General features: G+C 32.9%; 17 protein-coding genes. 4 read left to right on the forward strand and 13 right to left on the reverse strand.

The window, feature by feature from the left end; translation table 11 throughout:
• The first annotated feature begins 98 nt into the window (after window positions 1-98).
• A complete protein-coding gene (locus tag F0460_RS09550) occupies window positions 99-755 on the forward strand; it encodes an HAD family hydrolase (protein ID WP_150012610.1) in 657 nt (218 codons plus the stop codon).
• Between the two features lie 33 nt (window positions 756-788).
• Here the strand turns inward: F0460_RS09550 and F0460_RS09555 are convergent, their stop codons facing one another.
• Together F0460_RS09555 and F0460_RS09560 are read right to left on the reverse strand one after the other, a co-directional pair.
• On the reverse strand, window positions 789-1,271 hold the full coding sequence (locus F0460_RS09555; RefSeq protein ID WP_150012612.1) for a hypothetical protein: 483 nt from the start codon (window positions 1,269-1,271) through the stop codon (window positions 789-791).
• A gap of 107 nt (window positions 1,272-1,378) precedes the next feature.
• The gene (locus tag F0460_RS09560) at window positions 1,379-1,798 is read right to left on the reverse strand and encodes a nucleoside-diphosphate kinase (protein WP_125018903.1); all 420 of its coding nucleotides are present in this window, start codon (window positions 1,796-1,798) and stop codon (window positions 1,379-1,381) included.
• 99 nt (window positions 1,799-1,897) lie between these two features.
• Between F0460_RS09560 and F0460_RS09565 the strand changes: the two genes are divergently transcribed.
• A complete protein-coding gene (locus tag F0460_RS09565; protein WP_150012614.1) occupies window positions 1,898-2,290 on the forward strand; it encodes a group III truncated hemoglobin in 393 nt (130 codons plus the stop codon).
• Here F0460_RS09565 and F0460_RS09570 read toward each other — a convergent pair.
• From F0460_RS09570 to F0460_RS09620, 11 genes are all read right to left on the reverse strand, one after another.
• Window positions 2,287-2,646, reverse strand: coding sequence for a VOC family protein (locus tag F0460_RS09570; RefSeq protein WP_150012616.1), 360 nt, complete (start codon window positions 2,644-2,646; stop codon window positions 2,287-2,289). The two genes, F0460_RS09565 and F0460_RS09570, sit on opposite strands and share 4 nt — an antisense overlap.
• A 5-nt stretch (window positions 2,647-2,651) precedes the next feature.
• The gene (locus F0460_RS09575) at window positions 2,652-3,347 is read right to left on the reverse strand and encodes a hypothetical protein (RefSeq protein ID WP_091521667.1); all 696 of its coding nucleotides are present in this window, start codon (window positions 3,345-3,347) and stop codon (window positions 2,652-2,654) included.
• Window positions 3,348-3,430: 83 nt separating this feature from the next.
• On the reverse strand, window positions 3,431-3,643 hold the full coding sequence (locus F0460_RS09580) for a helix-turn-helix domain-containing protein (protein WP_150012618.1): 213 nt from the start codon (window positions 3,641-3,643) through the stop codon (window positions 3,431-3,433).
• A complete protein-coding gene (locus F0460_RS09585) occupies window positions 3,621-4,730 on the reverse strand; it encodes a serine hydrolase domain-containing protein (RefSeq protein ID WP_150012620.1) in 1,110 nt (369 codons plus the stop codon). The genes F0460_RS09580 and F0460_RS09585 overlap by 23 nt, the downstream gene beginning before the upstream one ends.
• Window positions 4,731-4,734: 4 nt before the next feature.
• Window positions 4,735-5,283, reverse strand: a complete 549-nt coding sequence (locus F0460_RS09590) for a DUF2975 domain-containing protein (RefSeq protein WP_150012622.1) — start codon at window positions 5,281-5,283, stop codon at window positions 4,735-4,737.
• Between the two features lie 3 nt (window positions 5,284-5,286).
• Window positions 5,287-5,844, reverse strand: coding sequence for a DUF2975 domain-containing protein (locus F0460_RS09595; protein ID WP_150012624.1), 558 nt, complete (start codon window positions 5,842-5,844; stop codon window positions 5,287-5,289).
• 3 nt (window positions 5,845-5,847) lie between these two features.
• Window positions 5,848-6,402 carry a DUF2975 domain-containing protein gene (locus F0460_RS09600; RefSeq protein ID WP_150012626.1) on the reverse strand — a complete coding sequence of 185 codons (555 nt, stop codon included), beginning with the start codon at window positions 6,400-6,402 and terminating at the stop codon, window positions 5,848-5,850.
• Between the two features lie 136 nt (window positions 6,403-6,538).
• Window positions 6,539-8,374 carry an ABC transporter ATP-binding protein gene (locus F0460_RS09605; protein ID WP_150012628.1) on the reverse strand — a complete coding sequence of 612 codons (1,836 nt, stop codon included), beginning with the start codon at window positions 8,372-8,374 and terminating at the stop codon, window positions 6,539-6,541.
• Window positions 8,374-10,104: a phospho-sugar mutase gene (locus F0460_RS09610; RefSeq protein ID WP_150012630.1), complete on the reverse strand. Its 1,731-nt coding sequence runs from the start codon at window positions 10,102-10,104 to the stop codon at window positions 8,374-8,376. The genes F0460_RS09605 and F0460_RS09610 overlap by 1 nt, the downstream gene beginning before the upstream one ends.
• Before the next feature lie 17 nt (window positions 10,105-10,121).
• Window positions 10,122-11,078, reverse strand: coding sequence for a glycosyltransferase family 2 protein (locus F0460_RS09615; protein ID WP_150012632.1), 957 nt, complete (start codon window positions 11,076-11,078; stop codon window positions 10,122-10,124).
• Window positions 11,078-11,626 (reverse strand): DUF4199 domain-containing protein, encoded by a 549-nt coding sequence (locus tag F0460_RS09620; RefSeq protein ID WP_150012634.1) that lies wholly within the window; start codon window positions 11,624-11,626, stop codon window positions 11,078-11,080. Before F0460_RS09620 ends, F0460_RS09615 begins: the two co-directional genes overlap by 1 nt.
• Before the next feature lie 234 nt (window positions 11,627-11,860).
• Between F0460_RS09620 and F0460_RS09625 the strand changes: the two genes are divergently transcribed.
• Window positions 11,861-12,112 carry a type B 50S ribosomal protein L31 gene (locus F0460_RS09625; protein WP_150012636.1) on the forward strand — a complete coding sequence of 84 codons (252 nt, stop codon included), beginning with the start codon at window positions 11,861-11,863 and terminating at the stop codon, window positions 12,110-12,112.
• A 116-nt stretch (window positions 12,113-12,228) separates the two neighbouring features.
• Window positions 12,229-13,401, forward strand: a complete 1,173-nt coding sequence (locus tag F0460_RS09630; RefSeq protein WP_150012638.1) for a GlmU family protein — start codon at window positions 12,229-12,231, stop codon at window positions 13,399-13,401.
• Window positions 13,402-13,533 lie beyond the last annotated feature (132 nt).

A 13,533-nucleotide genomic window follows, 5' to 3' on the forward strand; every position in this document is an offset into this window, starting at 1 on the left:
TTATTTAAATAAGCCTACAAAGTTACGATTTATATGTTGGTTGTGAAATACTTTTTTTACGCTAGCTTTATGTACCTTTGCATAAACGTTTGATAATTATGGTTAAAACCGTTATTTTTGATATGGACGGGGTGATTGTTGATACAGAGCCTGTACATAAATACGCTTATTTTAAGCATTTTGAAGAATTAGGGATTGATGTTTCTGAAGAATTGTATGCTACTTTTACAGGAAATTCGACAAGAAATGTGTTTCAAAAAATAAAAGATCAGTTTGGATTGGATCATGAAGTAGAAGATTTAATACAGAGAAAACGTTCTCTTTTTAATGATGCTTTTGATACAAAACCCGATTTGGAACTGATTGCGGGAGTTGAAAATTTAATTAAAGATTTGCATGCCAGTAATGTAGAATTGATTTTGGCGTCATCGGCTTCTAAAAGTACTATTAGCCGCGTTTTTAATCGATTTAATCTAAACGATTATTTTACGCATAAAGTTAGTGGTGAGGATTTCGTAAAATCAAAACCCGATCCTACTATTTTTATTCATGCGGCTTCGTTATCTAAAAATAAAGTGGAAGAATGTATTGTGATTGAAGACAGTACAAACGGAGTGAAAGCAGCCTGTGCTGCTGGAATTTATTGTTTGGGATACAACAGCGAAAATTCTAAACTGCAAAATTTAGAAGGAGCCAGCGTTTTAGTTAACGACTTTTTTAAGGTTAACGCCGAATTTATAAAGAATTTGAAATAAAAAAAATCCCGAGTAATCGGGATTTTTTATTGACTATTTCATTCTTTCGAATTTGTCTATGCTTTCAGATTTTATATAGCTACCTTCAGATTCTACTTCAAACATATTATATAAATGCAACTTGTTTTCGTTCGATACTAAAATAGTATAAGGATATGGATAATTTTTCAAAATCAATTGATTTCCATTTCGTTCGTAAGTAGTTGTGCCTTCACTTTCTCTAGCTTCATTTGATCCTGATGTAGGAATGTAGGTATAATAGTCTACTGTATTGTCTGCTTTAAATTCATATGTTTTAATAATTCCATACATAGAACCCTCTTCCTCATCTAAATTATCAATTAAAACATCTCCATCCATCACAATTTTTGAATGTGTAGATGTTGCATTCCATTTTCCTAATAAATGATTTTTTTCTTGTTCTACTACTGGAGTTGAACTGTCATCTGATGAACAAGCTGTTAACGAAGTGAAACCCAGTACTGCCATAAACAGTAAAATACCGACTTTTTTCATAAGGTGTTTGTTTAAGTTTAAATTTAAGAATTACGAATATAGTTAAATTTAACAAAATAAAAAAATCCACCTTTATCGGGTGGATTTAAAATATCTGTATCAGTTGATTAGAACTGCTCTCTTCCTGCAAAGTGGAAAGCTGCTTCAATTTCTGCATTTTCGTCAGAATCTGAACCGTGAACTGCATTTTCACCAATTGATTTTGCATATTTTTTACGGATTGTTCCTTCTGCAGCATCAGCTGGGTTTGTAGCACCAATTAATGTACGGAAATCCTCAACAGCGTTATCTTTTTCCAAGATTGCTGCAACGATTGGTCCTCTTGACATGAACTCTACTAATTCACCATAAAACGGACGCTCTGCATGAACTTCGTAAAATTTCTTAGCATCAGCAACTGTTAATTGCGTTAATTTCATTGCAACGATTCTGAAACCGCCTTCAGCAATCATATTTAATATTCCACCAATACTTCCAGCTTCTACAGCGTCTGGTTTAATCATTGTAAATGTTCTAGTACCTGCCATTTTTTTAAGTTTAATTTGTTTGCAAAAATAACTATTTTATAAAAATATAAACCATTTTAATTTAAATACTTTGTAAATTTATAGAAACTTATTTGCGCAATGAAACACGATGTTGAAAACAGGGAAGATTTAGAAAAACTGGTTCGAATTTTTTATGATAAGGTACGGAAAGATGAAGAAATTGGTCCGATTTTTAATTCGATCATTACCGATTGGGAACCTCATTTACAAAAGATTACCGATTTTTGGGAGCAGCACGTTTTCGGAGTTCAAAAATATAAAGGAAACCCGATTGAAGCACATAATAAGGTTGACGCCAAAACAAACCACAATGTAACGGCACACAATTTTGGAACCTGGTTGTTTTATTGGATGCAGACTTTAGACGAACTTTTTGACGGACCTAATAAGGAAGTTTTAAAGTTTAAAGCCCGTAAAATGCAAACTGTTTTTTTTGTAAATATGGTACAGGCACGATCAAAAACGGTTTAAGTTTTCGATCCGAATTGTAAAATATATCCGTTATTGTCTTTAATAGCAAATTCCATCATTCCCCATTCAAAAGTTTCTAAAGGATATACAATTTCAACAGATTTTTTTAAAATGTTCCAAAATTCTTCTGCGTTTTCGACTTCAAAATAGAACGATCCTGTAAAACCAATTTTATCAAACTTTATATGAGCATTTGGTTTAGATAGCATAATCTCTATTTCGTTTTTATGCAAAGAAGCCCATTGCCATTCTTCATTAAAGTCAGTACATATAAAACCTAAAACTTCTGTATAAAATTTTATAGTTTCTGCTAGATTTTCTGTATAAAGTATCGGAGTTAATCTTTTGAAATACATACTGATTAAATTAAAATATCACTTTCCAAATCAGATTTTTCAATCAAAAATTCAAAACCTAAACGTTCTACCACTTCAATCACCAGTTTTTTATACCAGTTTTCAGATTTTGGATGAATATACAAGCGCTCAATCATTTCGTTTACATCAATCAACACCTTAACACCTTCGTTCACATGAAGATCCAAATGAGTGACATCGGTAATCACGCGGACTTCGTGTTCGTACTGAAAACTTTTTCGCTTGAAAAGAAACGGGAAAAAATCATCATCAAAAGGAATGTGTTCTTTTTTATAGTCGATATAATTTACCTCGCCAATAAACTGATCTGCTCTCGGTTCAATCAATGCTTTCTTTAAACTGCCTATGGTGGACTGTATCGCCAAACCTTCGTTATTCTTTGTAAAAACCTGCCACATAGCATAACTTTCGTATGAATTGGCGTGCCAGCTACTTATTACAATATTCTTGCGTTTTGACTTGTAGGCATCTAAATATTCCGGATTATCTGCCAGCAGTTTTTTAATTTCTTCGTACGTAGGTTCGCTAAAAGTTCCTTCAAACTGATCTTCAAACTTATCAGATCGAGCCATAAACATACGTTTAGACAGCAACAAATCCAGAAATTTAGAAAGATCTAAATACTTCCAAATTATGGTGTCGTTTTCAGGAATATGTAGTTTTTGGTTTTCTTTAAACATTTAGAATTTCTTTCTTTTAAAGATAATAATTTACAGATGATTTGAAATGCTGAAATTGTTCTTTAAAAATAAAAAATCTGAAACTAATCTCTATCAGGAATATACTCTAAAATATCACTTGGCTGGCAGTTTAGTTCTTTGCAAATGGCTTCTAAAGTAGAAAAACGAACGGCTTTAGCTTTTCCGGTTTTCAAAATAGATAAGTTGGCAGTTGTTATACCAATTTTGTCTGCCAGCTCTTGCGACTGCATTTTGCGTTTTGCCAGCATAACATCAAGGTTTACTATTATTGCCATTTGTTATTTTTTTGAGTTGTGAAATTAACTGCTGCTGCATTTCGTAAATTGCTTCCATATGTTTTTCATCGGCAGCGTTTGCAAAAATCGTGATTCCTAATTTATTTTCAGGGATTAAAATTGCGTGCGTGTAAAAGGTGCCGGTGGTTCCATCGTGAAAACTCAACTTTTGAGTTCCTTGAACGGCATTTCCCCAACCATAGCTGTAATTATCCACCTCAAAGTGCATTTTTTTAAAGTTTTCAGACTTTAATATACCTATTTCAGAATTATATCCTTTTAAATGGAGTTGCAACCACGAGGAATAATCAACAATATTCATAGATAAATCACCAGCCGAAAGCATAAAATCTTCTAATTTGTACGAATGTGTTGATGGCAAAGCTGTCAGTTCGTTATTTTCAACCCAATGTCCCCAAGCGTGATTCAAGCTTTTTTTGTTTGGAAATCCAAAACTGTAATCCCAATTCTGCTGTTTCATGAAATCTGCCAATAAATTTTCGTACGATTTTTTTGCAGATTTTTCAATCATCATAGCTGCCAGCACATAACCCGCGTTTGAATAGGTTCCTTTTTCTACGGTTGGTTGTGCTAAAACTTGTTGTGCAAATTCTACTCGTTTTGATTCGGTTGTTTTAGCCGTTATTTTTAATGAAAGAAATTCTGTACCTGCTGTGAATGGCTGAACTTGTGCGTTGTGCGACAATAAATCTTTTAATGTTATGGAATGATATGCCGAGTTTTTATCATTTTTCAATTCAGGAAAGAGTGAAAAAAAAGGAGTTTCTAACGATAAATTTCCTTTTTCGATTTGTTGGAATGCTAGAAACGATGTAAACGCTTTGGTGTTTGATCCTATATGAAACAAAGTTTTATTGGTAACAGCTTCGCTGCTTTTGTTAGAAATTGTTCCTGCTGTTCCGTAAAATACGTTATCACCATTAATTACAGCAGCTGCCATTGCAGGAATATTATTTTCTTTTATCGATTTCTGTAGCAAACTATCGATAACTTTACTATGTTGTGTATTTTGTGCTAACATTAAAGTTGTTGTTAATGTAAAACAAAGTGTGATTATTTTTTTCATGATATTATATAGTTAGTTCGTTTTCTTGTTTTAATTCTATGTTTTCTTCTTTTTGAATTTTAGCTATTTGAAATACCTTACTTAATACTAAAAAGAACAAACCGATGATTAATCCGTTTAGTGGAAAATTGAATAAATTGGTTAAGGAATTTTCATTATAATCAATCCCGATATATCCTTTCAAATCATTAAAATAAAAAGGAAGAATCGATTTTGACATGACAGAAATTAAGTAACCAGCCAAATAAATAATTCCCATGACTTTAAAATTTCGTATTACCTGATTAGTAAACAACTGAAGTTTTATAAATGAATCAATATTTTTCTTGAATAAAAAAAGAGAATATACATACGAAGCATAGAAAATTAATATACTTGTAAGGAACAAATACATAGGAAGTTTATTTTTATCGGAAAAAACTATAGTCGTTTGAATTCCTAACTCATAACCTAAAAAGATACATATGAGTAGAACAAAAAATAAAATTCCTATTCCAAATAAACTATAAAATAATATATTGATGATAAGGCTTAAAAGATGTAATGTTTTCATAAGTTAAATAGTTAATTCGTTTTCTTGTTTTAATTCGATGTTTTCTTCTTTTTGTTTTTTAGCTTCTTTAAAAACCTGGCTTAACACCAAAAAGAAAAAGCCTATGATTAGTCCGCCTAAAGGAGATTGTAATTGGTTAAAAGCGGCCTCTGAAATAGGTGAAGTTTTACCTATGATATCTTCTGGTCTTTTAATGATTACATATTTGGATAATGTAAATGTTAGGAGATAATTGATTATAAATATGATTCCTATCCAATTGAATCTTTTTGAATGTTTATTATTGTAGAAATCTCTTTTTTCGAAATTTCGAACACTTAAGTTAAAAAGAAATATCGCAACAAAATATAAGATATAAAGAATCCAAATCAAAATAAAGAAAGATTTAATGATTATATCTTTTTCATCAATAAATTCATTGCCATTAATCAGTAATGTCCATTCTGAATAATCATCATATCTTAAAGAGCTTTTGGTTGCTAAAAAGAATATAATTCCGAATAAAAAGATTGCTACCGTTAAAAAATGTGATAGCCAGCCAAATATTTTTAATGTTTTCATAAGTTATATAGTTAAATCGTTTTCTGATTGAAATTCAATTCCTTTTTTAATAATCTGCGTAATTACCAAAAGAATTATTGCCATAAAAAACCACACATCTGATCCTGTTAAATTTAAAGACTCAAGGCTTGTTATTTTGGCACCCTGACCTGTAATCCATACGCAGAATTCGGATCCGCAATGCGTAAACAGACCAATCCCGAAAGACAAGTACGATAGTTTTAAAATGAAATCTTTTAAATGTGTATTGAATGGTTTTGTGAAATCTAGTTTTTTCTCTGAAAGCAGTTTAAGGATCAAGTAAAACATAATTGCTTTTAATACGGCTATGATAATCATTACGAGTGCAAGCACTGTAAAATGATTGGTATTAAGCTGGTAAATTGCCAATATATCGGCACCTTCCCAAAAATTCTTTACTGCATCGGGATTAATAAAGAGCGTAATAAACGTATTAACGATGATTGCACCGGCTTCTACACATAAACCAATAAAAATGATCCACGTTAGCAAAAGCAATACTTTTAAAATATGACTTGTAGTAATTCTAATTTCCATATCTGTCAGTTTTTAAATTAATGATAAAAAACATTTTATTATTGACAAAGATATATAAATTATCGAAAAACAATAATTTATGTAATAAAAAAAATCACTCAATTGAGTGGTTTTTTACTTTTTTATATGTAATTATTTAATTTTCAAATGATTGAAGCGAAACTAATTTAGCATACGTACCATTTTTAGCTAACAGTTCTTCGTGTGTACCTTGTTCGGCAATTTCGCCATGATGCATCACCACAATTAAATCGGCTTTTTGAATGGTCGATAATCTGTGGGCAATAACAACCGAAGTGCGGTTTTCCATCATTTTTTCCAATGCATCTTGTACTAAACGTTCGCTTTCGGTATCTAATGCCGATGTTGCTTCGTCTAAAACCATAATCGGTGGATTTTTTAACACAGCACGCGCAATAGAAATACGTTGTTTTTGTCCGCCCGAAAGTTTTCCGCCGCCATCACCAATATTAGTATTGATTCCTTCAGGTAAATTCTGAACAAACTCGTATGCATTGGCAATTTTCAACGCAGCAATAACCTCGTCATCGGTAGCGTTCAACTTTCCAATTCTAACATTGTCAGCAATACTACCGTTAAACATAATACTGTCTTGCGTTACCAAACCTAACTGATCGCGTAATGAAACCAAACGGATATCTTTAATATTTGTACCGTCGATCAACAATTCGCCTTGTTCTACATCATAAAAACGCATCAGTAAATTTGCTATTGTACTTTTACCAGAACCCGACTGACCAACCAACGCAACGGTTTTTCCTTTAGGAATTTCCAAATTAAAATTCTTCAACACATTGTATTCGCCGTTGTAAGAAAATGTAACATTTTTTATGGCGATTTTATCATTAAAGCTTTCAATATTTGTTGATTTAATAGTATCTTCAATAGTATTTGGTGTTTCAATAATTTCAAAGACCCTCTCTGCAGCTGCCATACCGTTTTTAACCTGATAAGTTGCTTTTGAAATAGCTTTTGCAGGTGTTAAAATATTATAAGCCAATCCGATATAGGCAATGAATAAAGATCCATCTAATGATTTATCAACCAATACTAAACTTCCGCCATAAAATAATAATACCGCAATAACTACAATTCCTAAAAATTCAGACATGGGTGATGCTAAATTATTTTTCTTGCCAATTTTGTTTGTAAGGGTATACATTCTACCAACAGAATCATTAAATAAACTCTTGAAAAATCCTTCTGCATTGTATCCTTTAACTACTTTTAAACCAGCTAAAGTTTCATCAACTATTGAAATTAAATAACCACCTTCTTGTTGTGCTCGGGTTGATTGTGATTTTAAAGATTTTCCGATCACAGAAATTATTAATCCCGATATAGGAATAAAAATAAAGACAAATAAAGTTAACTGCCAACTTATCTTTATCATCGCAATCAATGAAAAAATAATAGTTAATGGCTCCTTTACAATCAGTTCTAAAAGCATGAAGAAAGAATTTTGCATTTCACCAACATCTCCCAACATTCGTGACATAACATCTCCTTTACGCTTCTCCGAATAATATGCAATAGGTAAATTCACAATTTTATCGTACATTTTTTTACGTAGATCACGTAGTACACCTGTCTTTAATTTCATTAAATGTTGTAGACCTAAATACCCCGAAATGTTTTTAAATAGAAATGTTATGATAACAAATGAAACTGTTAGTAACAGCGCGTAATTTGGACCATATTTTTCAGAATAGTGGGTTACATAATAAAATAACGTATCATTTAAATAGGTGTCAATTTGTGAAATGCCATTATATGTTGGTAACTGTGTTATTTTTTCTTCATTACCGAACAAAACCTTAAGTACAGGAAAAATCATAACCATTCCCATTGTACCAAAAAGGGCATACAGAATATTAAAAATAACGTTTAAAACGATATTTCTTTTATAAAATAAAGCGTAAGGAATAAATTTTTTTAAATTATCGTCCATTAATTTAAATTCATATCGTTAATAATGCGTTGAATTTTATCTGCTAGATATTCGTCGGCATCTTTTATTTCTTCAACGTTTTCAATAGCTGTATTGGTGCTAAAGTAAAACTTGATTTTAGGCTCGGTTCCACTTGGGCGCGCACAAATTTTAGAACCGTCTTCTAAATAATAAATCAACACGTTTGATTTTGGTAAGAACAAAGGCTCAGTTTCGTTCGAAAACAAATTAGTAGCAATAGAACTTTGATAATCTTCTACAAAAACAACACGTTCACCTGCAATTTCCTTTAGCGGATTGTTGCGTAATTCAGTCATCATGGTAGCGATTTCTTCAGCACCGTCTTTTCCTTTTTTGGTTAACGAAATTAAATGTTCCTTATAATAACCAAAATCGGCATACAAGTTTTGCAGTTCTTTGTAAACCGATGAACCCGATGCTTTTGCAATAGCAGCAATTTCGCAGATTAATAAGGTTGACGCAACGGCATCTTTATCGCGAACGGCATCGCCTACCATATAACCAAAACTTTCTTCGCCACCGCCAATAAATTTCTGTTCAGGGAAATCTTTAATAAATTTAGCGATCCATTTAAAACCGGTTAATCCAACTTTACAATCAACTTCGTAAGCTTCGGCAAGTGCCAAAATCATTGGAGTTGATACAATGGTTGATCCTATAAAATGTTTTTTACCTTCTAATTTTCCGTCGCGTTTCCATTGTTCCAACAAAAAGGCAGTCATAACAACCATTGCCTGATTTCCGTTCAATAAAATCATTTTTCCTTCGTTATCTCGAACGGCAATTCCCAATCGGTCAGAATCCGGGTCAGTTCCAATAACAATATCGGCATTTGTTTCATTTGCCAGATCAATTGCCATTTTCAACGCTTCAGGTTCTTCGGGATTTGGTGATTTAACCGTAGGGAAATCTCCGTTTGGTTCCGCCTGTTCCGCTACAATATTCACATTGATGTAACCAGCTTTTTCCAAAACATTCGGAATAGCTTTGATCGATGTTCCGTGTAACGACGTGTAAACGATTTTTAAGTCTTTACGAGCATCTTCAGGAAGATTAAACGTAGCATTTTCAATTGATGATTGTGCAAAAGCTTCATCGATTTCTTTGCCGATATATTCGATTAATTCCGGATTTGAATCGAACAAAATATCCGAATAATCCAAATTATCAATTACCTGAATAATTTCCTTGTCTTGCGGTGGAACCAACTGTCCGCCATCTTGCCAATACACCTTGTAACCGTTGTATTCAGGCGGATTGTGCGAGGCTGTTAATACAATTCCTGCGTGACAATTTAAATATCGAACCGCAAAAGATAATTCCGGCGTAGGACGTAAATCTTCAAACAAAAAAACCTTGATTCCGTTTGCAGAAAAAACATCGGCAACCACTTTCGCTAACGATTTACTGTTGTGGCGGCAATCGTAAGCAATTGCTACCTTAATTTGTTCGTTTGGAAAACTCTTTTTTAAATATTGAGATAATCCTTGCGTATTTTTACCTAATGTGTATTTGTTGATTCGGTTGGTGCCAACGCCCATTATGCCGCGCATTCCGCCGGTTCCGAATTCTAAATTACGGTAAAAAGCGTCTTCTAATTCTTTTGGAGAAGAAGTAAGTAATTCTTTTACCAGGTTTTGCGTTTCAACATCAAAAGGATCTTGGATCCATTTATTGCTGTGTTCTAATATATTTTTAGGAATGTCCATTTTCTTGATTAATTAAATTATAAGTTGCTTTTAGTTGCTATTTTATAACGCGGTTCATTGTTTTTTGTTCGAAGGATAATTTCGCCCAAGAAACCTGCCAAAAACAGCTGCGTACCTAATATCATTGCGGTAAGCGATATGTAAAACCACGGATTATTTGCTACCAAAATTGCGGGTTCGTGCATTGAAAGTTTGTACAGTTTGTAAACGCCGATAAACGCCGCACTGCAAAAACCTACAATGAACATAATAACGCCCAACGCGCCAAACAAATGCATTGGCCTTTTACCGAATTTAGATAAAAACCAAATAGTGATTAAGTCTAAAAAACCGTTTACAAACCGGCTCATTCCAAACTTTGAAACACCGTATTTACGTGCCTGATGCTGTACGACTTTTTCACCGATTTTGTTAAAACCTGCATTTTTTGCCAACACGGGAATATAGCGGTGCATTTCGCCATAAACATCAATGTTTTTTACTACTTTATTGCTGTAAGCTTTTAAACCACAGTTGAAATCGTTTAGTTGAACGCCCGATGTTTTGCGTGCTGCCCAGTTGAATAATTTTGACGGAAGGTTTTTTGATACGATGGAATCATAACGTTTCTTTTTCCAACCTGAAACCAAATCGAATTTTTGATTGACGATCATGTTGTATAAATCGGGGATTTCATCGGGACTGTCTTGCAAATCGGCATCCATTGTAATAACAACATCGCCATTCGCAATTGCAAAACCTGCGTGCAACGCTTGCGATTTTCCAAAATTTTTCTGAAAACGGATTCCTTTCACATTGGTATCGTTTTTAGAAAGATTATCAATAATACCCCAAGATTCATCGGTGCTTCCGTCATCAATAAAAACAACTTCATACGAATAGTTGTTCTGCTGCATTACTTTTGTAATCCAACGGTACAATTCGGGTAGCGATTCGGCTTCGTTCAATAAAGGAATTAAAATCGTAAGGTTCATTATTGGTTTCTTGGTGTTGAAAGTTCTGATCTGTTTTTAAATGTCAATGCAATTAACAAACCTGCAATTGATGAACCTAAAATGGTTTGTGCGTAACTGAAAAATAATGTTTTTGGCGAAAAGTTATCGTCGGCATTATTGTTTACAACGCTGATTTTTTCGTTAATTTCAGCTTCAGATAAATTTAAATCTTTACCAATTTTCTGTGTCATTTCAATCATCAGATCATTAGTAACTATCTTTGCTTCGGGATTTACAAAGTTGAACAATATATACTGTATAATGTAGTTTGCCAGAAATCCTAAAACAATCATTATAAAAAAGGCAGTAAAACCTTCTTTAAAAGTAATAAGGTTGTTTAAGCGTCTTTTGGTGATCCAAACGCAGCAAATTCCTAAAATTAAAACTACAACCATATTTACAATGGTAAGGTACGATTTTACGAACAACGTATAATCTGCAAAGAAAACAATTAGGTTTACAAGTGCGTAGTAAGCCATTAAAATATAGCCGAATGTTAAACCTGTTGTTTTACTGATAGTATTCATGGTTTTATGAATTTTTATAAAATCTTACAAATATACAAAAATAGGCGGTAGAAAATTTTGCTGTTTCATGATAAAAAAAGTATAAAGTTATGTTTGCAGATTAAAAATATGTTCTTAAATTTGCATTCTGAAAAATAAACAATTACATAAAAAGCTGTTGTTTTGTTTATACCTTTTTGAGAGATAAAAGCATCAGAATAAAAAACAGCAATTAATTTAAAAACAAGATTTACAATGAAACAAGGTCTTCACCCAGAAAATTACAGATTAGTAGCGTTTAAAGATATGTCTAACGAGGACGTATTCATAACAAAATCAACAGTTGATACAAAAGAAACAATTGAAGTTGATGGAGTAGAGTACCCAGTTTATAAAATGGAGATTTCGCGTACATCGCACCCATTCTACACAGGTAAATCTAAATTAATTGATACAGCAGGTCGTATCGATAAATTCAAAAACAAATACTCTAAATTCAAAAAATAATTTTTGGATTCATCAAAATATCAAAGCCTTACTTTTTAGTAGGGCTTTTTGTTTGTATTTAAACTGTTGATCTAAACAAAAACTTTGTACCTTTAAGCCTTTAAAAAAGCATAAAAATGAACTACATATTATACGACGGATCTGTGCGTAACAACTTGTTGCCGTTTACATTTACACGACCTGTTGCCGATATCCGCATTGGAATTTTAACCATTCGCGAAAAGTGGGAAAAGTATTTGGGAACCACAACAACTACGGTAACCGAAGAATATTTGTCTGAAAAATTCCCGATGGTTGAAATGGCAGAAAACGTAATGATTAATGCATCGTTTTGTCCGAATGAAGTGTTGGTGGAAATGATTCAGTTTTTACAGCCAAACCAGGCAATTGTGAAGAACGATGAAATTATTGCTTTTTATACCACAGATGAACAGGAAGAAGTAGTTTTTGAAGAGTATGATTTATTAGAAATTGAAGAAGATTGTTTGGAGGTGGAACATACCTGGGATATTTTTCAAAAGAACGATCAGGCAATTCGCGATGATTTTGAGTTGCTTACACAAGACCGTAAATCACAATCAATTCCTTCTACAGTAAATGTTTTAGGAGCTGAAAATATTTTTATTGAAGAAGGTGCCGTTTTAAATTTTTGTACCTTAAACGCAACAACCGGACCTATTTATATTGGAAAAGATGCCGAAATTATGGAAGGATCTGTAATTCGCGGACCTTTTGCGTTGTGCGATCATGCGCAGGTTAAACTGGCGACAAAGATTTATGGAGCAACAACGGTTGGTCCACATTCACGTGTTGGCGGAGAAGTGAACAATTCGGTTCTTTTTGCATATTCAAACAAAGGGCATGACGGATTTTTAGGAAATGCCGTTTTGGGAGAATGGTGTAACATTGGTGCAGATAGTAACAATTCTAACCTTAAAAATAATTACGAATCGGTTAAATTATGGAATTACGAAAGTGAACGTTTTGAAAATACAAGCTTGCAGTTTTGCGGTTTAATGATGGGCGATCACAGTAAATGCGGCATTAACACTATGTTTAATACGGGAACGGTTGTTGGTGTGGCTGCAAATATTTTTGGTGCAGGTTTTCCAAGAAATTACATTCCGAATTTTACATGGGGTGGTGCACAAGGAACACAAGCATATTTACCGGTAAAAGCTTTTGAAACCGCTAAAATTGTTATGAGTCGCCGTAATATTGATTTTACCGATTTAGATGAAGATATTTTAACCCACATTTTTAACGAAACTAAAGAGTGGCAGAAATAAATAATTGAGTTGCCTAAAGAGTTGCTTACATGTCAAGCTGAACTTGTTTCAGCTTCGCACACTTTTTTATATATAAATAATGAGATTCCGGATCAAGTCCGGAATGACAAAGAAAATACTTTTTAGGCAGCT

The organism is Paenimyroides baculatum (genome assembly GCF_008629655.1).
Classification (GTDB): Bacteria; Bacteroidota; Bacteroidia; order Flavobacteriales; family Flavobacteriaceae; genus Flavobacterium; species Flavobacterium baculatum.

Excerpts from the sequence above, each read along its gene's own strand:
- F0460_RS09550 (WP_150012610.1), top strand. The coding sequence starts at position 99 with ATGGTTAAAACCGTTATTTTTGATATGGACGGGGTGATTGTTGATACA.
- F0460_RS09555 (WP_150012612.1), bottom strand. The coding sequence starts at position 1,271 with ATGAAAAAAGTCGGTATTTTACTGTTTATGGCAGTACTGGGTTTCACT.
- F0460_RS09560 (WP_125018903.1), bottom strand. The coding sequence starts at position 1,798 with ATGGCAGGTACTAGAACATTTACAATGATTAAACCAGACGCTGTAGAA.
- F0460_RS09565 (WP_150012614.1), top strand. The coding sequence starts at position 1,898 with ATGAAACACGATGTTGAAAACAGGGAAGATTTAGAAAAACTGGTTCGA.
- F0460_RS09570 (WP_150012616.1), bottom strand. The coding sequence starts at position 2,646 with ATGTATTTCAAAAGATTAACTCCGATACTTTATACAGAAAATCTAGCA.
- F0460_RS09575 (WP_091521667.1), bottom strand. The coding sequence starts at position 3,347 with ATGTTTAAAGAAAACCAAAAACTACATATTCCTGAAAACGACACCATA.
- F0460_RS09580 (WP_150012618.1), bottom strand. The coding sequence starts at position 3,643 with ATGGCAATAATAGTAAACCTTGATGTTATGCTGGCAAAACGCAAAATG.
- F0460_RS09585 (WP_150012620.1), bottom strand. The coding sequence starts at position 4,730 with ATGAAAAAAATAATCACACTTTGTTTTACATTAACAACAACTTTAATG.
- F0460_RS09590 (WP_150012622.1), bottom strand. The coding sequence starts at position 5,283 with ATGAAAACATTACATCTTTTAAGCCTTATCATCAATATATTATTTTAT.
- F0460_RS09595 (WP_150012624.1), bottom strand. The coding sequence starts at position 5,844 with ATGAAAACATTAAAAATATTTGGCTGGCTATCACATTTTTTAACGGTA.
- F0460_RS09600 (WP_150012626.1), bottom strand. The coding sequence starts at position 6,402 with ATGGAAATTAGAATTACTACAAGTCATATTTTAAAAGTATTGCTTTTG.
- F0460_RS09605 (WP_150012628.1), bottom strand. The coding sequence starts at position 8,374 with ATGGACGATAATTTAAAAAAATTTATTCCTTACGCTTTATTTTATAAA.
- F0460_RS09610 (WP_150012630.1), bottom strand. The coding sequence starts at position 10,104 with ATGGACATTCCTAAAAATATATTAGAACACAGCAATAAATGGATCCAA.
- F0460_RS09615 (WP_150012632.1), bottom strand. The coding sequence starts at position 11,078 with ATGAACCTTACGATTTTAATTCCTTTATTGAACGAAGCCGAATCGCTA.
- F0460_RS09620 (WP_150012634.1), bottom strand. The coding sequence starts at position 11,626 with ATGAATACTATCAGTAAAACAACAGGTTTAACATTCGGCTATATTTTA.
- F0460_RS09625 (WP_150012636.1), top strand. The coding sequence starts at position 11,861 with ATGAAACAAGGTCTTCACCCAGAAAATTACAGATTAGTAGCGTTTAAA.
- F0460_RS09630 (WP_150012638.1), top strand. The coding sequence starts at position 12,229 with ATGAACTACATATTATACGACGGATCTGTGCGTAACAACTTGTTGCCG.